This is a genomic window from Phaeobacter sp. LSS9 (assembly GCF_003443595.1).
In the GTDB taxonomy this organism is placed as follows: domain Bacteria; phylum Pseudomonadota; class Alphaproteobacteria; order Rhodobacterales; family Rhodobacteraceae; genus Phaeobacter; species Phaeobacter piscinae.
The window spans coordinates 153,956-174,674 of sequence record NZ_CP031957.1 but is presented as its reverse complement, the minus strand read 5'-3'; the positions used below and the strand labels follow the sequence as shown (position 1 = coordinate 174,674).

The following is a 20,719-nucleotide window of genomic DNA, read 5'->3' as shown; positions in this document are numbered from 1 at the left end:
GTCGGGGTGGGATGGCGCTGGAAAGGCGCGTTGAAGGCGCGGATCATGGTGTCACCTGCAGCCGTGTTGTTATTGTACCAAGATAAGGTCCGGTCCACTGGCGGCTCTGGATGAGCCTGTTGTCGGTCGCTCGCAGCCAATAGAGGTTCAGGAAACTCTGGTCCGGGTTGATGCAGCTCTCGGCGATCAGGCGGGTGGCGATTTCTTGGCCTGCAACGGTCAGCGTACGGTTGCCGCGATCCCTGATGTCGCAGTGGTAAGTCCGGGTCTCAGTCTCATCATTGCCGGTCAGATAGCTGTGAAATCGCTCTGCCGGACCTTCTGCATGTGCAAAAATACGACGACGAGACTGCTCCAGGTCCACAGCCATCAGGCCCGCGCCGAAACCACGGGTTGCGCGCAGCAATCCCTTGTCGGTCTGCAGGCTCGCCCCGTCGGAGGACAGCCATGTGACCAGCCCGGCGCGGCGGGTTTCCTGCAGCATTACACCGCTTCTTCCGGTCTTGAGAAAGCGGACCTGCATCTGCTCGGCACCGGCGTTGGCCAGCATGGCGGCGCGTGCAGTGGTCTGGTCCGAAAGACCTCGTGTCAGCTGCTCTGCCGTCAGGACCTCGCGTTCATCATTCGTGCAGGCCGCAGTGCTCAGGCAGGCGAGGGCTGCGATGGCACTGGTGACCCGGCGGAGGCGTCGCGCGATCATCATCTGGCGTAACGCCCCCATTGTGCCGCAAGCGCCCGCCCACGGCTGTCTCTGACCTTGTCATAGAGGCGTGTCTGTACGTTCAGGCGGGCACCGCCATCCCGCAAGACCGGGCGAATGACCTGTGTGATGCTGCGTCTGGAGGGTTTTCCGGTGAGCCAGGCAACCGGCACCTCAACACGAATGCCCTTGTCAAAGGAGCCCTCGCCAAATTCTTCGTAGGAGGCGTCTGTCAGCGTTGCAAATGCGCCGACCTTGAAGCCGTTGTTGAACTCCCGATCAACGGTAACCGTGGTGCCCCAGTCGCCGGCAAGATACCGGCCCATATCGACCTGAACATGATAGTCGCCGCGGGTTTTGTAGTAGACGGAGGCATGTCCGGTCATGACGTCATAGTCCTGGAACCCGAACTGGACATCAAAATCGCGCTGTCTGGCATAGTTCAGCTCGGCTCCAAGTGCGAGGCTGCTGCCAACCGGAAACCAGAGCAGCTCTGCTGAGATGCCGCCGAACATCTGCTCAAGGTAGCCTGCGGTGACGCGGGCAAACAGATCCTGACCGGGCCGCCAGCTATAGTCAGCGGTCAGATGGCTGAGGCGCAGGTCGGATTCTGATGCGTAGCGCGCCCAGTCCGAACGAACCCGGGGCAAAACTGAGTTCGACGGGCGGGCCGAGGCATCAAGGTTGCCAACCACTGGCTGACGCAGCTGACCGACAAAGGTCCAGCCGGGCGCAGGCTGGTAGCTGGCTTTCAGCTCCGCGCCGATCTCATGCCGCAGCGGCTCATCCGGATCAAAGAAGGAAAGTTGCGTATAGGGGCCAAAGCGATAGGTGAAGCGGGGAAAGGCAGCGACATCCTCATCCACAGCGATGCGGTCCGGGGCATCTTCGATCTCAGCGCGGGCGAGGCTGCGCCAGGCCTCATCCAGATCCCCCTCCAGCTCGTAGAGGTCGCTACGCTGGCTTTTGATGCGGGTTGTGGGCAGCCCGTTTTCAGCGAGGGTCACCTCAAAATGCTGCAAATGGGGCGGCAGAGTATTGGCCATGACGCGGGTTGTGCGCCCAACCGCTTGCGCCGCCGCGCCGTAGCGCAAATTCTCCACGGTGATGCGCGCGCTGGACCCTTCGCGTTCAAAACTGATCAAGCGAAGGCCCTCTGCCTCCAGCTGGGATTTCAGCACATCGTTCAGGCGGGGAGGTTGTGGTTCATCAGGCCCGCCCTGGGCGAGGTTCCAACTCGCCACTGCCACCTGTTCGGCTGGTTTCAGCGCGGGCGCTGCCGCGCCCTGACCACCGGGTGTTGCGGCGCGGCGCGGGTCAAACGCATAGCTCAGCTGCACGGCAAGCGCAGAACCATTCAGATATGACCCACCCAGGGTCACACCATTGTCGAACTGATAGGATGCCCCGATATTGAAAGGGGAGCGAACATCGCTCAGCCCGCGCTGAGCCTCTGCAGAATAGGTGTCGGAGGAATATTCCGCCATCACAGACCATTGCGGGGTCACATCCCAGCGCAGCCCACCGAAGAGGGCAGCGTCGCCCCGGAACCAATTGCCGAAATCCAGCTGGCCTGTGGTCGAGATGCCACCGGCATTTGAATCTTCACGGGTATCAAACCGCCCGTTCAGTGCGGTCAGCGGATTGCGCTGCCGACCGCGTCCGGCCAGCCGCCCCCATCCAATTCCGCCAGTAACGGTGACATCAGGTGTCACGTGTTTTGTTGCGACAAGGTATTCGCTGGCATAAACGCCGGTGCCTCCGAAATCGCGCAGACCAAGGGCAATGGCAGGCCCGGCAGCGGTTTCCCGGCGCAGCTGAAAGTGAACATCAAAGCTGCGGTCATAGCGGCTGAGACCCACCCCGGAATCAAAGTCCCGCAGAAAACTGTAGCGGAAGCTGCCGTAGACATTCGGCAACATTTGAAACGTCAGGGTATTGCGGCTGGTGTTCTCAAAGTTCGAGGTGGTCAGCGCCAGTGTTCCATCCGGCAGAACCTCAGCAGTTGGCATATCAACCAAGCCCGGGGTTCCATAGGTCGACAGAGTTTGGGCTGGTGCACGGATTGCACCCAGCGGGCCGCTGAGCGTGCTCAGACAGCCAATCAGAAGAATTGCGTGTACCCGCATTCCCACCCAGCCTCGTCGTGCCCACCTTTTTTGGTGGTGCTTCTTCACACTGCGCCCAACCCCGCCTAACACTAAACCTGCAGATTTGCCGGTTGAAACAGCGTCAGGCCCCCAGGGAGCAGCGATTATGTTCAAAAAGTTAATTACCGGAGTTCAGGGAAAATCGCAAGATTTCGTAGCTCTCAACCCAGAGCTGCGCTTTTACGTGATCGGAGATATCCATGGCTGTGATGACCTGCTGGCCAAACTTCTGGGGCAACTTGATCCTGATCTGCCGGTGGTTTGTCTTGGCGACTATATCGACAGGGGAGAGCAGAGCGCGAAGGTTTTGCGGCGGCTGATGGCACGGCCTGATATTGTTGCGCTGACCGGCAATCATGAGGCGATGCTGCTTGATTTTCTGGCGGATCCAATTCCAAACGCGGAGATCTGGCTGCGCAATGGCGGATTGCAGACGCTGGCGAGCTTTGGTGTGGGTGGGGTTTCGGAACAATCCTCTGCAGCTGACCTTGAGAGCGCGGCGCAGACGCTGCGCGCGGTGATGGGTGCCGAGATGATTGCGTGGCTGGAGACCCTGCCGGCCTGCTGCCAATCTGGCAATGTCTTCATGGCCCATGCCGGTGCCGATCCCGAGGCGCCATTGACGGCTCAGTTTCGGCAGGCGCTGGTGTGGGGCCGCCCTGATACGCGCCGCCTACGTCGTGAGGATGGTATTTGGGTCGTGCATGGCCACTGGATCGTGAACGAGCCGACCGTCGCCGAGGGGCGGATCGCATTGGATACTGGCGCATTCGCCACCGGCCGTCTGACAGCGGCAGAGATTGATCGCGGCGAGGTTACGTTTATCTCGACGTGAAATGGATCTTCTCATGTCCGGGAACGGAAAGCCGCTTGGCGCGTTTCTCATCAAACCTGCATGCCGGCGGGCGAGGGTGGCAGACGCTTTTCCTGGTCGGGCGGATTGCTGATTACGACAGCATCAGGAGGAGCGATTGATGACAACAGCCAAGAAGAATGACCCTGAGCTTTGGCAGGAGGTCAAGAAAGAGATCACGCAAAGCGATAAGGGCGGTGAGCCGGGCGAATGGTCCGCCCGAAAGGCCCAGCTGGCTGTGCAGATGTACAAGCGACGCGGCGGGACCTATGCAGATGACGGTCCCGATCAGGACGAGACTGACCTCAACCAATGGAGTGAAGAGGATTGGGGCACAAAATCCGGCGCCAAAAGCAGCGATACCGGCGAGCGCTACCTGCCCAAGGACGTCCGGATGGTTCTGACCGAAGATGAATACCAACGCTCAACTGCGAAGAAACAGAGCGATACGCAGGATGGCAGTGAGCAGTTTTCCGATCAGCCTGACGACGTCCAAGACAAGGTTGCGCAGATTAAGGAGAGCGGCCCGACCTATGATATGCTGTACGAGCGGGCGCAGGATTTGGAGATCGACGGGCGATCTGAGATGTCCAAGGAAGATCTGCTGAAGGCGATCCGTTACTCAACCGATGACAATGGTCGTGCCAAAGGCAGTAAGGCCGCTCTGAATGCAAAAACCAAATCCGAATTGTACCAACACGCACAGGATTGCAATATTCCCGGCCGCTCTGACATGACCAAATCTGAGCTGGTTGATGCCTTGGCCAAGACTTGACTGGGTCTAATCAAGGTCGTTTCTAGTGATGAGGGTTGTACTAAGGTCCTCATCCTTCTTGCAGCCAGAGGTGCGCGGGGTGTGTGTCTATCTGGTACCGCGCAGAATACCAACCGTCACCCCGCCAGCTTGCGCATGACCATTTCGATCGGGCCGGTTTTGGCAAATCGTGACCAGAGCCACGCATACCCGGTCGCACAGATGCAGAACAGCAGGGCTGCCGCGACGGCGGTCTCAGGCGTCTGACCTTCCAACATGTTCATTTCTTCCAGAATACCCATGCCAATGAGAATATGCGCAATATAAAGCGTCAAGGTCTGGCGGCCCGCGGGGGCCAATGCCTGCACGACGCCGAGCCGTTGCAGCGTCGGCGTCAACAACAGGCATCCACCGATCACGATGCCGGCGGAGGAGAGCCCGGCGATCATGTAGAACGGCATTGGCGGGATTGGCAGTGTTGTCGCCAGGTCTGCCAGTTCAGGATCAATCTGCTGTAGACTTTGAACCGCGATTGCGCTGGTTGCTTCGGTCACCGTGTAAATCACCGCGCCGACGAGGATAAGGCCGATCTGAAATCTCCGGCTCTGCAATGGCATTCGAGACAAGACGATACCGGCAAGCAGAAATGCAAGCCAGGGTACAACAGGGTGCCAGCCATTGAACAGAAGATGGCGCAAAAACCCCGTTATCGTCCAGAGGTCTGCATAGGTATAAAGCTCCCAATCCCAGCCGCTGTCGTAGTTGAAGATCAATAGCAGCACCGGAAACATCAGGATCAGTATGGCTGTGAGGGATGCAAGCACCCGTGTCGACGCTCTCAGCAGGACAGCCGCGAACATGAAATAGAAGGCATAGTAATGCAGGATATCAGCGTCAAATATCAGCATGTTGATCATTCCGAGGCCCATCAGGAATGCGGCGCGCCGTACCGTCGTTGCAGCGATGCTACCGGTTGACCGGTTTGATGCAAGGCCCAGCCCAATCCCGGCCAGAACGACAAAACATGCGGCCGCGCGTCCTTCAAGAGCGGTGCTGAGAAACGCCACAACACCCGTACCGCCCTCGGCGCCCATGGCGATCTTGAAATTGACGATGACCATTCCGACAAAAGCGAAATAGCGTGCAAGGTCCAGACCTTGCAGACGGGGTGAGGGCGTGGGGGTCATATCTATTCCAAGCGAATGAACGTACGTTCACTATATGAGCTGTGTCGCTTTGTGTTCAACCCAAATAGGTAGAGTAATCCCAAGTTGTTCAGACGAGGTATTCGCCCGCTTACGACTGAGGGGCGTGCTCAATGCCTTCGAAACGACTTTAAAAAGGGAATGCGCAAGTGTAAGGAACTGTGAGTGATCCCACAGCCAATCGAACCTTGACTAAAATTTTATCAACATCTTATCGTGTGAAGTATCGTCTACTCATGGTGGGTTTACGGTGAAGTTTCTGGTTTGGGTCGCGCTTTGTTGGCGATAGTGGAGTGATTGGTAAAAATGCCAAATGCAGTATTGAACGATATTTTGGAACTGGAAGAGTGGCTCGAATACATCGGGGGCGTGGTATCCTATAGTGGTAACACCGATTTGCTCGCGGCCTTCAATGCAAGCAATGTAACACAGCTGACCGTTGGAGAATTCCTCTCCATCATCGACGCTGCCGAGCAGGCAATTTTGTCGATCAACTGGCAAGACCTTGTTGATCAGGTTGCAGAATTGCTGAACACGCCATTCATTTCAGAGCAGCTTACAGCGGCTGAAAAACAAACTATCCTCGATTCGCTTTCGATGATCGAACCGTCTGACATAACTGAAGGGTTTGATTTGCTCCGGGCTGAATTTGCCGGGATTTCAACCGGAACGCTGGTCGTTGATGCCATGAATATCGCAGGCCAAGAAACGCCGGTTGGTACTGACGGAAATGACGTACTGGCGGGCACCGTAGGCAGTGATGACGTTCGCTTGATGAACGGAGATGACGCTTTTGCCGCGGGGCAGGGGGACATCGGCGACGATACTATTCGCGGAGGTTCCGGAAATGACACCATCAATGGCGGATCGGGTCAGGATGTTCTCTTCGGCGGCAGTGGTGAAGACTTGCTACGTGGGGGGTGGGGTTCCGACCTCATGAAGGGTGGCCGACAGGCAGACGTCCTTATCGGTGCCCAAGGCCATGACACGGTCTATGGAGAAGGCGGGGCCGATCGTTTGGATGGTGGTTCAGGCAACGATCGTCTGGTCGGCGGTTCGGGCCATGACACAATCCTGGGCGGAGCAGGGATCGACAGGTTGTTTGGCGGAAATGGTAACGACAGTTTGGTTGGTGGCGCGCAGGCGGATTATTTCATTTTCCGGGGTAATTTTGGCGACGACACCATTCGCGGGTTTGCGGCGCTCAGTGATGCGGAGAAAATTGACCTGCGGGGCGTCTCAGAAATTTCTGACCTCAGTGACTTGCGCGATAATCATCTGACACAGGACGGCAGCAACGCAATTATTGCGGATGGTCTAGGTAATACGATCACGCTGCTTGGTGTTGATATCAATGATCTCGATGCAGGTGACTTCATCTTCTAATCGCAGCCAGATTTAGCGGTGCAATAGATATGCACCGCTAATATGGTCGTTTAAGGGGCGCATAGTTAACGTGTCAGCCGTTTCGCTCCCATGTACCTAGCCCAATTCGCGGAGCAGGGCCGGTGACGGAGTTCCGGTGGCAGGCAGGCCACGGCTTTGCTGATAGGCGCGGATGGCGGTTTCGCTGTTTGGTCCGATAACGCCATCTGCACCGCCAGTGTCAAAGCCCTTCGCTGTCAGGCGTTTCTGCAACAGGATACGATCATCCTTAGTCAGACCATTTGCGTCTGGCGGAAAGCTGCTGCGCAGGGGGCCACCCCCACCGATACGATCCGCGAGATGGCCAACCCCGATCGCATAGGCGTCAGAGTTGTTATAGCGCTTGATGGCGCGGAAATTGCTCGTGACGGCAAACTTCGGACCGCCTGCCTGGGGTTGAATGAGTGTTCCGCTGGGGGCGGCTGTTCCGCTCACCTCTTGACCCCAGCGCAGCCCGCGGGTCCAGCCGTTGCGGGCTAAATAGGCGGCGGTTGAGGCGAGCGCGTCGCTGGGATCTTCGGACCAGATATCGCGACGACCATCGCCGGTAAAATCAACGGCAAAGGCCTGATAGGACGTGGGGATGAACTGGGTGTGCCCCATCGCACCAGCCCAGCTGCCTGTCATGCGTGCGGCGGAAATATCGCCATTCTGCAGGATTCTAAGGGCAGCTATCAGCTGTTTCTCAAAAAAGGCGCCCCGCCGGCCGTCAAAAGCGAGGGTTGATGTGGCGGAGATGACCGGCACGTCGCCCCGACGCTCTCCGAAAAAGCTCTCAAGACCCCAGATCGCAGTGATGATTTCGGCATCAACACCATAGGTCTGCTCAAGCGCGTTGAGAGTGCCGCGATAGCGGGCATAGGCCGCGCGCCCTTTGCTGACGCGTTCGTCGGAAGCGGCAATAGAGAGGTAATCCTCAAGGCTGCGTTTGAACTCTGTCTGGTTGCGATCGCGTTTGATCACACCCGGCAGGTAGCCTGCGCCACGAAACGCGTCATTGAGAGTGCTGTTGCTGATCCAGGCGGCGCTTGCGCGTTGGCGAAACCCGGCAACCCAAGCATCATAGGCCGCGTTTGGCACCGGGCGCAGATCGGCCGGTAACCCGCCGGCAGAGCTCGGTGCCGATGTCCTGGTTACCCCTTCGCTGCAGGCCCCGAGGCCAAGCGCCATCAGTCCGAATCCGAAGCTGCGTCGTGAAATGCTCATCTGCCTGCCTGCCATTTGTTTTTGTCACGACAATCCTATCGGATCACTGCGGTGCTGCAAGGCTTTGGCTGGCGATTATTCGCCTGTCATGATGGAGAGGCGTCAGCGCGCCTACTCTGGATCACCGTCCGTGGTGGTGAGGCGATAGGTGCTCCGCTCGGCGGGCGTCAGGAGGTAGATTTCATCGGATGGGGTCATCAGCGCGGGTTGCATCATCAGCGGATCCACGCCCATTTCCTGAAGATAGCTCATGACCTCACCCTGACCGCGCTGGATCTGCTCTACGGCGACAAAGGCGGGCAGCACCGTATTTTGGCCGAAATAATGCTGATGTACGCCGATCATGGCGTCTGCATCTGCAATTCTGCTGACCCCGGCGGCCAAAATATAGGGGCACGCGGACAGGCAGATGTCACTGGCACTCATCACAGTGTTCATATCTCGTGCGCGCAGGGCGCGACCAATGGTCAAAGCGTCAGAGACGGAGCCGCCCGGGCTGTTGAGGTAGGCTCGTGACGGCAGGGTTTCCAGCGTCTCCAGATAGTCGCTAAAGCGGGTCGCGTCGCCCTCGGCGATCCGGCCAGTCAAGGTCAACACGGTTTCGCCCTGCCACTGAGGTGTGGCGAAGGTCAGCCTGTCGGGCATATTCTCAGTGCTGGGCAATGGTCGGCTGCCAGGGGCAGGCGGGCGATCTGGCAGCTGTGTGGGAGTGTATCGCCGGGTCTGATCGCCAGGACCAATCGGTGCTGTCAGCTCCGGTGCGGTAGAGGGCCAAGCCAGTTGCGGGATAAGCTTTGCAAGATCCGTTCCGAGCAAGACAGCCGCAAACCCGAGCTGCGCTGCAAATACCCATCGCAATACGCGCCAGGTATCTGGCCTTTTTCGACGGCGCGCGACGGCTATCGGCTGGGGGTCGTCGCGATCAGTCGGCACGGCGTTTATCGTCCAGACTGGCGATATCCGGGGGCTGACTGCCGGGCGCGGCGAAGGGGCCCGCGCGTTCCAGAGACGTGTCAATATCCCGGATGGCGGCCACGGCGGCGCGCAGCTCTGCCAGCGTCATTGTGTCCTCGGTGGCGGCCCCTTCACGGCCGGCACGGATTGCCGCTTGTGTAATGGCTACAATCAACACCAGCACCGCCGGCAGGAGGTCAATCGCAATGGCGCCTGCCCAAGAGGGTACGAAATTGCCAGCATAGAGAATAACAGCATCCGCAGCAGAAACAGGAGTGTAGGTGGTATCACGTGGCGGGGTCATGCTCAGTACCGCGCTGGCCGCTGCGCCAAGCCCATCTGCGCGTTGCGCCAGAACACGGCGAACGCTGTCGATGGTGGCCTGCTGTCCCTGTCGGGTGGCCGCGTCCGAACCGTCCAGTTCTGGTGTGACGACACTGTCGGAAAGGTCGCGCGCGGCCCTTTGGACCAGTGGGGCGACCGACAGTTGGCGCAGCTGGGTGATGACATTGGCAAGGCGCACAGCCTCTTCTGAAAAGAGGACTGACCGCTGGGCGACCGGACCTTGTTCGACTGTGAGCGCCCGCATGCGTGACAGGGTGGCGTTGCCCTCATCGAAGGCTGCCTCCACCAAGGGTTGCTGGCTGGTGATCTGCGTTTCCAGCGCCGCCAGCTCATCCGATTTTTGACGCAGCAATCGGAAAACCGCGCCCTGACCAGCGAAACCGGATAGTTGACCGGTTGCCTCCTGTTCGGAGAGATCAACAAAGGTCTGCCGCACCCGTGCAACATCCCGCGCCAGGCTCTGACCGCTTTGGGTGATTTCATCCGCGCGTTCCAATGCCGTTTGGTAGTCCTGCACCGTCACGGCCAGATGCTGTTCAACAGCGGCAGCACCGGCTAGGGCCGCGGCATTCAGCCAGGATGACATTGCAATGATCGCAACCGATCCTAGCGCCATCGACAGCACAAGGCCGATGCGCGCGGCGGCTGTCCGTACGGTTGGCACCAGGCGCATCATATAAGACCAGAATACAAAAATTCCGACGGATACGGCCACCGAATAGGCCAAGGCAGCAATCACCGAGAATGCACCGGTGTCATCCAACAAAGACGAGACGCCAAGATAGGTGTAGATCCCCGAAGCGACGGCCAGGACGCCAAGCGCAGTACCTGTGATGCTATCAAGCCAGCTGAGGTGGTCCTCCAGATCGCGGGCGTTCTGCGCGGCGCGAGCTTCGCTCCGGCTTAACCCGGAGGCGGATCCGGTTGCACGATCTGAGTGCTGGCCGCTGGGTTCCGTGGTCATGTGCGATGCTCCTTGTTGCTGGGTCCAAGATATGACGCAGAGGGGCAGATGCAATCGCTGCTGTCGCAGCGCTGTTGAATTGCCGCGCTATTTGCGTCGGTTTTGGTCGGGCCTTGGGGCCGGGGACTAATCGTCGCCGTCGGAGGTGTCCCGGCCGTTGTCGAGATCTGGTCTATGTTGCTGTGCCCAATCAACGATGGTGAGGATCAGAAACGCCAGCAGGGCGACCGAGGCGGCCTCGGCAAGGAAGCCAAATCCAACGGCGATGCCAACCACGCCGACAACCCAGATGGCTGCACCGCTGCCGACCCCACGCAATTTGCCGGTCTCAGTGGTCGACATGATCGCCCCGGCCCCGAGAAACCCGATGCCGCCCACGATGCCTTGTATCGTTCGGGATGGATCAACGGCAGCGGTTCCCTCCTGCCCGGCAGCGGCAAGATTAAGGGTTAGCATTGTCAGGGCACAACAGCCAAGACAGATCAGCATATAGGCGCGCGCGCCCAGTGGTTTCTTTTTGATTTCGCGATCAAGACCGATCAACAGGCCCAGAGCAACGGCGAGACAGCAGCGCAGAATAAAACTGTCGTAGGCGATCATGGCGGCGGTCTGGGATGCGGACATGGTGGACCTTTCCAAGTGAGGAGCCGGAATGCATGTTGCGTGTCGCGATACGGCCATCACGTCCTATCCTTGCAAGAAAAAAGGAAAATTTCCACCACTCTGTGTGTGATTTCAAAACTCTCTGTTTACAGCTGGGGCTGTGGAGCGTTATCAAATCGAGCATTCCACAGAGCACTCCGGCGCCTTTGATGCCGGATCTCCAGCCCAAATGAGGTAGAGATGTCCGAAACCGCCACTGAAACTGTGCTCACGATTTTGCAGAATGATTTCGAGGAGATCGTCGACGCCTGGATTTCAACCCAGAGCGACGAGGGCGTGCAGCGGACGGATCTTTTCAGCCACAAGGAAGGCCGCGAACAGACCAGCGTGCTGGTGCGCGCATTGATAGCCGGTATCGAAAAAGGAGCAACCGGCGACCGGTTCGACCTGTCGAGCGACGCCTGGGCGGAGTTGCGTAGCGTGTTGGTCGATGTCACCAAAGAGCGCAGTTCACGTGGTGTGAGCCCCAGCGATATGGCGTCCTTCGTGTTGGCGCTGAAGGCGCCGGTGTTCTATCGCCTCAAAGACAAACTGGCAAAATATCCGACCAACCTGGTTGAGGAGATCTGGTTCTTCAGTCGGGTGATCGATGCCTTTGCGGTCTATTGTGCGGAGGTCTTTATCGCCGAACGGGACCGCATCATCGAACAGCAGCGTGACCAGATGCAGGAGCTGTCCACACCGGTGGTTGAACTGTGGGACAAGGTACTGACCCTGCCCCTCATCGGTACGATGGATTCAGCACGCGCGCAGGAGGTGATGGAAAACCTGTTGGAAACCATTCTGCGCCGTCAGGCAGAGGTGGTGATCGTCGACCTTACCGGCGTGCAGACCGTCGACACCCAGGTGGCCCAGCATATGCTACGGATGGCTGCAGCTGTGCGCCTGATGGGCGCGCAATGTATCATCAGCGGTATCAGCCCGACCATCGCGCAGACAATGGTGCAATTGGGTGTGGATGTTGGTGAGGTAACAACCCGGTCTACCATCCGCAGTGGTCTGGCAGATGCGTTGAACCGTGTAGGGTATGAAATCACCAAGAAGAAGGATCACTGACATGTCCAGCGCATCGGCCATTTACTTTGTCGAAGGCGTTTTGTTGGTGGCGATCCAGGAAGATATTTCCGACACCGATATTCTGGATTTGCAGGAGGCCCTCTCCGAGCGTGTGGTGGACGAAGCGGCCCGCGCGGTGGTTATGGACATCAGCGCATTGGAGATTGTCGATACATTCGTGGGCCGGATTCTGGCGCAACTGGCGAGCGTGTCAAAACTGTTGGATGCCCAGACTTATGTGGTTGGCATGCGTCCGGCGGTGGCAATGACACTGGTGGAATTGGGCATGGACCTACCTGAGAGCAAAACGGCGCTCAGCTTGACACATGCGCTGCGCGATCTGCGCGGTGAAGCTCGGGGATGATACCCACGGATGGTGTTCTGATCGGTGTTTACGCGCTGATCAGGGATCGCGACGTTATTCAGGTGCGTCGGATCGCCGGTCGCGAAATGGACCAGCGCGGAGCGCGCACTGTTCGAAAAACCCGGTTTGTCACTGCGGTCAGTGAAATCGCAAGAAATGTGGTGATGCATGGTGGCGGAGGCGAAGCGCGTATCTATATGCACAGTGAACCGCTCGCGATCAGTGTGGTCTGTGTCGACAACGGGCCCGGGATTGCGGATCTGGACGCTGCGTTCAGTGATGGCTTCAGCACTGCGGGCAGCATGGGGCGTGGTCTTGGTGGTGCGAAGCGACTGAGCGATGCGCTGGAGGTCGAGACCAACGAAGGCAAAGGAACACGCGTGACAATGATGGCCCGGATATGACCCATTGGTTGCCTCTTTCAGATCCCAGCGACGTTTCAGTCTGTCGCCGCAACGCGCGCCAGTTGGCGCGGGTGGCCGGGTTTTCACAGGCCCGGACCGAAGAGATCGCCATCGTTGTCAGCGAGGCGGCGACCAATGTTCTGCGATATGCCAAACGGGGCCGTTGTCTGTTGCAACAAATGCCGGGCATCGGTGGTCCGCGTTTGGCGATGGTCGTCGTGGATCAGGGGCCGGGGATTGATACGCTCGACAAAATGATGCGGGACGGGAGCAGCAGCGAAGGTTCGGCGGGGCTGGGTCTGGGTGCGATGCAACGGTTGTCGGATCAGTTCGACATCTATTCAAACCGTGATGAAGGCACAGTTGTTGCGTGTGAATTCCAGCAGCGCCCATACCGGCCAGCCGCAATGGATGTTGCCGGTCTATTGGTGACCCACCCTGGCGAAACCCGCTGTGGCGATGCGTGGGATATGACGTGTGTGACACCCAACATCGCCCCGGATGGCAGGCTGGATCTGATCCTCTGCGACGGGCTTGGCCACGGTCATCGGGCCGCGGAGGCTGCTGAGCGGGTTCTGCAGGCCTTCGGGCACAAGCCGGGTCGCACCCCTGCCGCGGCCTTGGCGGATATATCGGATGACATCGCTGATACCCGTGGTGCTGTTGCGGCCTGTGTCGCGGTGGCTGCGGACGGGCGACGCCTGTCCTATGCCTCCGTTGGCAATATTGCGACGATCCGCGCCCGGCTGGGTGAGACAAAGAGATTTGCGACCCGCGATGGCCATCTTGGAGGAGCCGCACTTTCTCCGTTTTCGGACGAGGTCAATTTGCAGCCCGGTGATACTGTAATTCTGCATAGCGATGGTTTGCGGACATTACGTGACCTGCACGAGAAACCCGCTCTGCTGATGCGCTCGGCGCTGTTGATTGCTGGAAAACTGATGGCCGAGAACTTCAGGGGTCGTGACGACGCCAGCCTTGCTGTCATTAAAATCGCGAAAGAGATCTAAACTCGTGTCGACCGCCCTGATTACTTTGAAAATTGATACAGAACAGGATGTTCTGAGGCTACGATTTATCGCGATGGCGATCACCAAGGCCTTGCAGTTTGGGACATTTGCGCAGACGCGGGCGGTGACGGCACTGCTTGAGGCGGCTCGAAATGCCCAACAACATGCCAGTGTTGGACGGGTACGGTTGAGCCTGCAGGAACTCGGCGACAAGGTTGCTATGCGGGCCATCATCACGGATCAGGGACCGGGTATTGATGGGCTCGACGACATTCTGCGGGGCCGTCGGGGCGGGGTGGCGCCAGGTCCTGGGTTGGGGCTGGGGCTGCGTGGGTTGTCACGTCTTTCGGATCATCACGCGATACGCAGCGGGCCAGAGGGCACTGAGATTGAACTTCTGTTCCTGAGCCCGGTAAAAAGCGACGAAATGATCGCCTCTGCTCAGGCTGCGACGGACGCCATCGGCAAGATCCGCGACGCTGATCCTGTTGCTGAACTTGCAGAACAGAACCGGGTGTTGCTTGAGGCGTTGACGGAACGGGATCTCCTGATGAAAGAGGTGCATCATCGGACGGGCAATAACCTGGCGCTGATCGGCGCGCTGATCCGGATGAGCCGGAGAGGGGCCGAGGCACCGGAAACTGTCTCGGTGCTGTCGGATCTGGAGGCGCGGGTGCAATCGGTGATCCGCGTGCATGAGCAATTGCAGCGTTCTGCGCGGGTCGATCATCTACAGGCAGTGCCCTTCCTGCAGGAGGTCGCGACCAATGCCGAGGGGGCGTTCAACTCCGACAGCCTCAACGTGGCGGTGTCGGTACGTGGTGACGACATTGAGATCCCCAGCTCGATGGCCATTGATCTGGGCCTACTGACGGGTGAGCTGCTTACAAACGCCTACAAGCACGCCTTTGTCGGGCGTGAGCAGGGAAATATACTGGTTGAGCTGACCGAACAGGATGACGCATTGCGACTGGTGATCGCGGATGACGGGCGCGGCCTGGCCGAGGGCGATACCCGGCCTGAGCGGTCGGGTTCTCTCGGCTGGCGTATGATCCGCAGCATGGTCGGAAAATATGCAGGCACAACCGAGGTGGATGGCTCCGATGGTATGCGGGTGCAGTTCACTCTGCCGTTTGCCCGCGATCAGGCCGACAGATCAGCCTGATCGGGCCAAGGCGCACCAGTAGGCAATGCCATGTTCGATGGCGCCGTCGTTGAAATCATACCCTGGATTGTGCAGCGGCATAGCATGGGCGCCGTTAGTGCCATTGCCCATCAAGATAAATGTACCCGGCCGGTGCTGCAGGAAGGCCGCAAAATCCTCTGAAAACCCCACACGCCCATACTGCGCATCAATGCTGCCAGCGGATCCTGCTGCAGCAACGGCTAATGTGGTTGCACCCGCGTCATTCACCAATGGCTGGAATGATGTTGAATAGGACACCTCGCAGCGGGCACCTTGTGCGGCACAGATGCCACTGGCGATGTCGCGCATACGCTGTTCGATCGTGTTGGAGACACGGGCCTCAAATCCCCGACAGTCTCCGGAAATCAATACGTTGGTAGCCAGTATGTTGCGCGCACCATCGGTTTCGAAATCCGTTATTGAAACGACGCAATGATCCCGTGCTGACACCGAGCGCGATGTGATTGTCTGTAGTTGGGTGACGATCGCAGCGCCTGTCACGATTGGGTCAATGGCTTTCTCCGGCATGGAGGCATGGCCGCCCCGCCCTGTGATGCGGATCTCGAAATTATCCTCAAAGGCGCAGAACGCACCGGTCTCAGTCGCGAAGTGACCAAGCGGCATCCCCGGCATGTTGTGAAGGCCATAAATCCGGGTGATATCAAAGCGATCAAACAGTCCATCGGCAATCATCGCCGCAGCGCCCGTGCCGTTTTCCTCATCCGGTTGAAAGAGAAAATGAACGGTTTGATTGAAATCTGGATCCTGCGCCAGACGCAGGGCCGCACCCAGAAGCATGGTGCTGTGCCCGTCGTGACCGCAGCCATGAAACCGGCCGAGATGGCGCGAACGATAGGGGAGGTTGGTGGCTTCCTCAATCGGCAGCGCGTCCATATCGGCGCGCAACGCGACCCCGGCGGAAGACTGGCCCCGTGTCAGGGTGGCCACGAGACCCGTGCCACCAATTTCGCGGGTCACCGTCAGCCCGGCCTTTTCCAGCTCTTTAGCAATGGCATCTGAGGTGCGCGCGAGGTCAAAACCTGTTTCCGGATGCGCGTGTAAATCACGCCGAAAGGCGACGAGATCCAGCTCAGGCATCGTCAACGCCCCCTTCTGAGAGGATCACCAGTGGCCGCATGTCAGGAGATGTGCCCGCTTCCAGATCCTGAACCAGAGCCGTCAACCCGGCAGCGCCGGAGGGCGTGCTGGCAATCCCAAGCGTGGCCGAGACCTCGACCCCTCTGAGCGCCGCTGTATCAGAGATGGTCACGTATTGATCGGCTGCCTTAGACAATATTTCATAGGCAAGCATCGAGGGTGTCTTGCAATCCAGACGCCCCATATTGGAGACCGGGCCGTCGACTGTCACCATTTCACCCGCGCGTGCACTATGCTGAAGGCAAGGCGCGGCGTCGGGTTCAACCACGATGATGTCGGGCTGAACCGCCCAATTGGTGCGGATCATATAGGCCATCGCACCAGCCAGCCCACCGACACCAGCCTGCAGGTAGACATGGGTCGGCCATTGGCCCGAGCTTGCGAAACTGTCGCGCATTTCCTGCGCGATCACCGTGTAGCCTTCCATCACCAGTCGGGGGGGCTCCGTATAGCCGGGCCAGGACCCATCGGCGAGGTGAACAGCGCCGCTTTCCTCAGCGTCCTTGATGGCGGCGGCGATGCTCTCCTCGTAGGTGGCACCGGAGCGGACGACCTCGGAGCCCTTGGCGCGCAGCCGCTGGACAAAATCCTCAGGGACAGTATCGGCGAGATGGATCCTGCAAGCCGCCCCAAAAAGCCGCGCTCCGGCGGCAACGGCCATGCCATGGTTCCCGGCACTCGCACAGACGAAGGTCACATGTGATGCCGCCGCCCGCCCGGCGTCACTGGTGAGATCATTTTCCGTCAGCCCGGTTTCACGCATCAGCAACTCGGCGACGGCGTAGACACCCCCCATCGCTTTGAAGGCCCCAAGGCCCATCCGATCGGTTTCATCCTTGATCCAGACCTGCTTTCCGGCCACCTCATGCACGGCCAACGGTGAAGGGCGATACGCGGGGCAGGCCTGCAGCATCTGCTGTGGCTTGGCGGGGTCGAGCGTGACATTGATCTTGTTCATACCGGCAGTCTAGGCAAGAGTGTTGCTGTGTTCTGGTCAATATTGGGCCACATACGAAAAAATATTGCATACTGGTGAGGTTCTGTGGGCGAAAGACTCGATAAGGCGGATGTGACGCTCCTGACCCTCCTGCAGCGCAACACGCGGCTCGGGCTTGAGGCGATGGCAGCTCAGGCAGGGCTGTCGGCGGCCTCCGTCCAGCGGCGCCTGAAATCGCTACGCCAGCGCAAGGTGATCACGGATGAAATCGCATTGGTCGATCCGGCTAAGGTCGGGATGCCAATGACATTCGTGGTGATGGTGGAGCTGGAGCGGGAGCGGTTGGACCAGATTGACGCTTTCACACGGCGGGCTGGTTCCGAACCGATGGTCCAGCAGTGCTACTATCTAACAGGTGAGGCGGATTTCTGTCTGATCTGCACCGCGTCGGATATGGAGGCATTTGAAGAGTTGACCAAACGGCTGTTTTTCGAGGACTCAAATGTGCGTCGCTTCCGGACCTCTGTGGTGATGGGGCGCAAAAAGGTTAGCCTTGAAATTCCGGTCTCTGCCGGATGAAATCAGTCTGGCAGGGCGGTGCCTTGTTGTGGGGTCGCCGACATATGCGGACCGCCTCCCAATTATCAACCGAACGGAGTGTCTGAGATGCTGTTTCGTTTACTATCCCTGCTGCTGATCCTCTTGGCGCTGCCATATGAGCCAGCGCGGGCTGTGGATCGCGCAAAGGTCGAAAGGCAGTTTCAGCAGTGGTTGGCACAGGACATTTGGCCCGAGGCCCGGGCGGCCGGGGTGCAGCGCCCGACATTTGATGCGGCCTTCTCCAGAGTGAGCTTGAACTGGGACTTGCCGGATCTGGTGCCGCCCGGTAGCAAAGCGACCTCGCCCCGCCGTCAGCGTCAGGCAGAATTTGGCGCGCCAGGACGATATTTCAACCGCAATTCTGTTGACGGGGCAACCTCCATGGGGAGGCGGATGGCTAAGCGGCACGCGTCCGCCCTGCAGCAAACCGAACGCAGGACCGGCGTGCCGGGACGGATCATTCTGGCGATCTGGGGCCGTGAGAGCGGTTATGGTCAGGTAAAGATCCCTCACAATGTCTTTGAAGTTCTGGGCACCAAGGGATTTATGAGCCGTCGCGCAGACTATTTTCGCCAGGAATTGATTGCCGCGTTGCAAATCGCTGAGGCCGGACATGCGCCTGAACAGGTTATGCGGAGCAGTTGGGCGGGCGCACTGGGGCAGCCACAGTTCATGCCGTCCAGTTTTCTCAAGTTTGCCGAAGACGGGGATGGGGACGGACGCGCCGATATCTGGCGATCAGAAGCGGATACGATCGCCTCAATCGGGGGGTATCTGGCGCAACACGGCTGGGACAAGACCCGCGACTGGGGGTTTGAGGTTTCTGTGCCCGCGTCGGTATCCTGTTCTTTGGAAGGACCAGATCAAGGGCTGAGCATTCGCGAGTGGGAAGCCCGCGGCATCCGCCGCAGTTCGGGCCGAGCCTTTCCGGCGCATGAACGTGATGGCGTTGCCTATCTGATGATGCCGGCAGGGCGCAACGGGCCTGCGTTTTTGGTGACACCGAATTTCTATGTGCTGAAGGACTACAACAAGAGCGATCTTTATGCGTTGTTTGTCGGGCATGTTGGGGATCGCATCCAGTTTGGCGTGCAGGACTTCCGGGGCGTTTGGGGCCGGGTGGACGGCATGCTGCGGTCTGATGTGGCAACCATGCAGCGCGGGTTGGAACGGCGCGGCCATGATGTTGGCGGCGCAGATGGGCTTGCGGGGTTCAAAACGCGGCGTTCGATCGGACGCTGGCAGGAGGCAACCGGACGGCGGACGACCTGCTTCCCAAGTGCTGCACTGCTGGCTGACCTGTCCAGATAAGCCTTTTACCTGACCACTGCGCCGACCGGTTCAGCGTTGATTTGCAGACCGTTCAGCTTTGGTTCGGTGCGATCATCCAGCCACTGATAAAAGTCGGCAACCATCTCCGGCAACCCGTTGCGCGGCAGTGCAAGGCTGTCCCGTCTGGTGAAATCAAACGCCGTGGTTGCTGCGGGGATTGTCCCCTTGGGGACAGCGGTGGGCAAGGCGTCTTTGGGTGCGAAATTAGATATTTCATTATATATATCAGACCACTGCCAGCTTTTCGCAAGAGCAAAATAGCGGCCTTCCGCTTCAGGTTTTTGCAGAGCCGCCAGACATAGACTTGCAAGATCTGCGGGATGGATCAGCGACATTGACCCATTGGGCATATTGCGATGCCAGGGGCGCCCCTTGACGGCCATGTCGTGAAGATGGCCCAGCACATGACCCTGATTATGGCAGGGCAGTAGCCCAGGGCCAAGGATCATACCCGAGAGCAAAATAACCAGACGCAAGTCTCGGTCTTGTGCCAGACGTGTCGCGGCAATCTCCATCGCGGTTTTCTGAGCCGCGATGAATTTCCCATGTTCAATCTGATGCTCAAGGTCAGAATGGTGCTGCAGTTCATTCTTGATCGCGGGGGGCGGGTTTGGGTCTGCTGAGGCGGTGCTCGACAGGAGCACGATATCACCAATCCCGTTGCGATCCGCCGCTGTAATCAGGTTTCGGCAGGCTGTTTTTGCGGGGGCTACGCAATGCGCCATCCCGGCGCGCGGATCCAGATCGTTTGCAGGGGTCCCGTCCGGGGCGGTCCTAATCGATGGCAAGCAGGCAATGACCAAAGCATCGCGACCCTTCAGTGCGTTGGTAAAACTATCGGGATGGGCGGTGTCTGCGGACACCAGGTGGAGCCTGTCGCGAGCGCCGGGTAAAGCCATGAGCGGAACTGTTTTTGAGGTATCTGTCGCGTCCCGCAATGTGCCGGTGACAGACCACCCCGACGCGAGGGCGGCGCGGGCGATATGTGCGCCTGCCAGTCCGGAAACACCCGCCACACAGATATGCCGAGCCTTGCGTTGGGTACTGCCGAAGGAAGCTTGTCTCAGATTTTGCGGCAAGGTGGCACGGGTCATGGCATTGTCCCCTTATTCAGAGCGATACGTTCAAACTGGGCGAGCCGACACGCGGCGCGCCCTCCATCCGCAGGCAAGCTCGCAGCGGCAGATCAAAATTGCACATCGAAAATCGTGAGGTAGGGCATCAGCGATGTCTGATGGTCTATGCGACCGGCAGCCTCAGAAATCCTGAGGCGCCGATTTCAAAGTTTCGATTGGATGTGCCGCACGCTTTGCATGAACCCTAGCAGCGAAATGACCGGAACCTTCTGGCGCGTTAGGTCGCCGTACAAAGTCCCGGTTATCAGGACACCGCATCATCCGGCGATTGAGCAACAAGAGGGCTTTGAAGTGACCGATCATGTAAAACGACCCCG

20 protein-coding genes are annotated in these 20,719 nt (G+C 58.9%); 10 read left to right on the top strand and 10 right to left on the bottom strand.

The window, feature by feature from the left end:
• Positions 1-43: 43 nt before the first annotated feature.
• Positions 44-703, bottom strand: coding sequence for a YjbF family lipoprotein (locus D1820_RS18130; protein WP_118070528.1), 660 nt, complete (start codon positions 701-703; stop codon positions 44-46).
• Complete coding sequence (locus D1820_RS18125; protein WP_118070526.1) at positions 700-2,829, bottom strand: YjbH domain-containing protein; 2,130 nt, start codon at positions 2,827-2,829, stop codon at positions 700-702. The genes D1820_RS18130 and D1820_RS18125 overlap by 4 nt, the downstream gene beginning before the upstream one ends.
• Before the next feature lie 127 nt (positions 2,830-2,956).
• On the opposite strand from D1820_RS18125, the gene D1820_RS18120 reads away from it, so the two are divergent.
• A complete protein-coding gene (locus tag D1820_RS18120; RefSeq protein ID WP_096790396.1) occupies positions 2,957-3,685 on the top strand; it encodes a metallophosphoesterase in 729 nt (242 codons plus the stop codon).
• A gap of 139 nt (positions 3,686-3,824) precedes the next feature.
• Complete coding sequence (locus tag D1820_RS18115; RefSeq protein ID WP_118070524.1) at positions 3,825-4,478, top strand: Rho termination factor N-terminal domain-containing protein; 654 nt, start codon at positions 3,825-3,827, stop codon at positions 4,476-4,478.
• A gap of 116 nt (positions 4,479-4,594) precedes the next feature.
• Here the strand turns inward: D1820_RS18115 and D1820_RS18110 are convergent, their stop codons facing one another.
• Positions 4,595-5,644 carry a DUF418 domain-containing protein gene (locus tag D1820_RS18110; protein ID WP_118070522.1) on the bottom strand — a complete coding sequence of 350 codons (1,050 nt, stop codon included), beginning with the start codon at positions 5,642-5,644 and terminating at the stop codon, positions 4,595-4,597.
• A 324-nt stretch (positions 5,645-5,968) separates the two neighbouring features.
• On the opposite strand from D1820_RS18110, the gene D1820_RS18105 reads away from it, so the two are divergent.
• Positions 5,969-7,048: a calcium-binding protein gene (locus D1820_RS18105; RefSeq protein WP_014881695.1), complete on the top strand. Its 1,080-nt coding sequence runs from the start codon at positions 5,969-5,971 to the stop codon at positions 7,046-7,048.
• Between the two features lie 96 nt (positions 7,049-7,144).
• Here D1820_RS18105 and D1820_RS18100 read toward each other — a convergent pair whose 3' ends face one another.
• From D1820_RS18100 to D1820_RS18085, 4 genes are all read right to left on the bottom strand, one after another.
• The gene (locus tag D1820_RS18100; RefSeq protein WP_118070583.1) at positions 7,145-8,293 is read right to left on the bottom strand and encodes a lytic murein transglycosylase; all 1,149 of its coding nucleotides are present in this window, start codon (positions 8,291-8,293) and stop codon (positions 7,145-7,147) included.
• Between the two features lie 111 nt (positions 8,294-8,404).
• A complete protein-coding gene (locus tag D1820_RS19235) occupies positions 8,405-8,938 on the bottom strand; it encodes an ATP-dependent Clp protease proteolytic subunit (RefSeq protein WP_244905851.1) in 534 nt (177 codons plus the stop codon).
• 277 nt (positions 8,939-9,215) lie between these two features.
• On the bottom strand, positions 9,216-10,556 hold the full coding sequence (locus tag D1820_RS18090) for a hypothetical protein (RefSeq protein WP_118070518.1): 1,341 nt from the start codon (positions 10,554-10,556) through the stop codon (positions 9,216-9,218).
• Positions 10,557-10,682: 126 nt separating this feature from the next.
• The gene (locus D1820_RS18085) at positions 10,683-11,180 is read right to left on the bottom strand and encodes an MgtC/SapB family protein (protein ID WP_254683202.1); all 498 of its coding nucleotides are present in this window, start codon (positions 11,178-11,180) and stop codon (positions 10,683-10,685) included.
• Between the two features lie 219 nt (positions 11,181-11,399).
• Here D1820_RS18085 and D1820_RS18080 point away from each other — a divergent pair, with 219 nt between their 5' ends.
• From D1820_RS18080 to D1820_RS18060, 5 genes are read left to right on the top strand one after another with little or no spacing between them, the layout of a single operon-like run.
• On the top strand, positions 11,400-12,275 hold the full coding sequence (locus D1820_RS18080; RefSeq protein ID WP_118070514.1) for an STAS domain-containing protein: 876 nt from the start codon (positions 11,400-11,402) through the stop codon (positions 12,273-12,275).
• A gap of 1 nt (position 12,276) precedes the next feature.
• A complete protein-coding gene (locus tag D1820_RS18075) occupies positions 12,277-12,639 on the top strand; it encodes an STAS domain-containing protein (RefSeq protein WP_096873305.1) in 363 nt (120 codons plus the stop codon).
• Entirely contained in the window at positions 12,636-13,043 is a 408-nt protein-coding gene (locus tag D1820_RS18070; protein ID WP_118070512.1) for an ATP-binding protein, read from the top strand. The genes D1820_RS18075 and D1820_RS18070 overlap by 4 nt, the downstream gene beginning before the upstream one ends.
• Positions 13,040-14,053, top strand: a complete 1,014-nt coding sequence (locus D1820_RS18065) for an ATP-binding protein (protein ID WP_118070510.1) — start codon at positions 13,040-13,042, stop codon at positions 14,051-14,053. Before D1820_RS18070 ends, D1820_RS18065 begins: the two co-directional genes overlap by 4 nt.
• 4 nt (positions 14,054-14,057) lie before the next feature.
• On the top strand, positions 14,058-15,218 hold the full coding sequence (locus D1820_RS18060) for a sensor histidine kinase (protein ID WP_254683405.1): 1,161 nt from the start codon (positions 14,058-14,060) through the stop codon (positions 15,216-15,218).
• Here D1820_RS18060 and D1820_RS18055 read toward each other — a convergent pair.
• Together D1820_RS18055 and D1820_RS18050 are read right to left on the bottom strand one after the other, a co-directional pair.
• Positions 15,210-16,337, bottom strand: coding sequence for an amidohydrolase (locus D1820_RS18055; protein ID WP_118070505.1), 1,128 nt, complete (start codon positions 16,335-16,337; stop codon positions 15,210-15,212). The genes D1820_RS18060 and D1820_RS18055 overlap by 9 nt on opposite strands.
• Positions 16,330-17,355, bottom strand: a complete 1,026-nt coding sequence (locus D1820_RS18050) for a pyridoxal-phosphate dependent enzyme (protein WP_118070503.1) — start codon at positions 17,353-17,355, stop codon at positions 16,330-16,332. The genes D1820_RS18055 and D1820_RS18050 overlap by 8 nt, the downstream gene beginning before the upstream one ends.
• Positions 17,356-17,439: 84 nt before the next feature.
• On the opposite strand from D1820_RS18050, the gene D1820_RS18045 reads away from it, so the two are divergent.
• Both D1820_RS18045 and D1820_RS18040 read left to right on the top strand, forming a co-directional pair.
• Positions 17,440-17,913: an Lrp/AsnC family transcriptional regulator gene (locus tag D1820_RS18045; RefSeq protein ID WP_096790404.1), complete on the top strand. Its 474-nt coding sequence runs from the start codon at positions 17,440-17,442 to the stop codon at positions 17,911-17,913.
• Between the two features lie 87 nt (positions 17,914-18,000).
• A complete protein-coding gene (locus D1820_RS18040) occupies positions 18,001-19,245 on the top strand; it encodes a lytic murein transglycosylase (RefSeq protein ID WP_118070501.1) in 1,245 nt (414 codons plus the stop codon).
• A gap of 5 nt (positions 19,246-19,250) precedes the next feature.
• Here the strand turns inward: D1820_RS18040 and D1820_RS18035 are convergent, their stop codons facing one another.
• Positions 19,251-20,360, bottom strand: a complete 1,110-nt coding sequence (locus D1820_RS18035; protein WP_118070499.1) for an NAD-dependent epimerase/dehydratase family protein — start codon at positions 20,358-20,360, stop codon at positions 19,251-19,253.
• Positions 20,361-20,719 lie beyond the last annotated feature (359 nt).

Bases quoted from the DNA above. Each gene is read 5' to 3' on its own strand.
- D1820_RS18105 (WP_014881695.1), top strand. From the start codon at position 5,969: ATGCCAAATGCAGTATTGAACGATATTTTGGAACTGGAAGAGTGGCTC.
- D1820_RS18085 (WP_254683202.1), bottom strand. From the start codon at position 11,180: ATGTCCGCATCCCAGACCGCCGCCATGATCGCCTACGACAGTTTTATT.
- D1820_RS18055 (WP_118070505.1), bottom strand. From the start codon at position 16,337: ATGCCTGAGCTGGATCTCGTCGCCTTTCGGCGTGATTTACACGCGCAT.
- D1820_RS18120 (WP_096790396.1), top strand. From the start codon at position 2,957: ATGTTCAAAAAGTTAATTACCGGAGTTCAGGGAAAATCGCAAGATTTC.
- D1820_RS18110 (WP_118070522.1), bottom strand. From the start codon at position 5,644: ATGACCCCCACGCCCTCACCCCGTCTGCAAGGTCTGGACCTTGCACGC.
- D1820_RS19235 (WP_244905851.1), bottom strand. From the start codon at position 8,938: ATGCCCGACAGGCTGACCTTCGCCACACCTCAGTGGCAGGGCGAAACC.
- D1820_RS18065 (WP_118070510.1), top strand. From the start codon at position 13,040: ATGACCCATTGGTTGCCTCTTTCAGATCCCAGCGACGTTTCAGTCTGT.
- D1820_RS18130 (WP_118070528.1), bottom strand. From the start codon at position 703: ATGATGATCGCGCGACGCCTCCGCCGGGTCACCAGTGCCATCGCAGCC.
- D1820_RS18080 (WP_118070514.1), top strand. From the start codon at position 11,400: ATGTCCGAAACCGCCACTGAAACTGTGCTCACGATTTTGCAGAATGAT.
- D1820_RS18100 (WP_118070583.1), bottom strand. From the start codon at position 8,293: ATGAGCATTTCACGACGCAGCTTCGGATTCGGACTGATGGCGCTTGGC.
- D1820_RS18075 (WP_096873305.1), top strand. From the start codon at position 12,277: ATGTCCAGCGCATCGGCCATTTACTTTGTCGAAGGCGTTTTGTTGGTG.
- D1820_RS18040 (WP_118070501.1), top strand. From the start codon at position 18,001: ATGCTGTTTCGTTTACTATCCCTGCTGCTGATCCTCTTGGCGCTGCCA.
- D1820_RS18090 (WP_118070518.1), bottom strand. From the start codon at position 10,556: ATGACCACGGAACCCAGCGGCCAGCACTCAGATCGTGCAACCGGATCC.
- D1820_RS18070 (WP_118070512.1), top strand. From the start codon at position 12,636: ATGATACCCACGGATGGTGTTCTGATCGGTGTTTACGCGCTGATCAGG.
- D1820_RS18115 (WP_118070524.1), top strand. From the start codon at position 3,825: ATGACAACAGCCAAGAAGAATGACCCTGAGCTTTGGCAGGAGGTCAAG.
- D1820_RS18035 (WP_118070499.1), bottom strand. From the start codon at position 20,360: ATGACCCGTGCCACCTTGCCGCAAAATCTGAGACAAGCTTCCTTCGGC.
- D1820_RS18125 (WP_118070526.1), bottom strand. From the start codon at position 2,829: ATGCGGGTACACGCAATTCTTCTGATTGGCTGTCTGAGCACGCTCAGC.
- D1820_RS18050 (WP_118070503.1), bottom strand. From the start codon at position 17,355: ATGAACAAGATCAATGTCACGCTCGACCCCGCCAAGCCACAGCAGATG.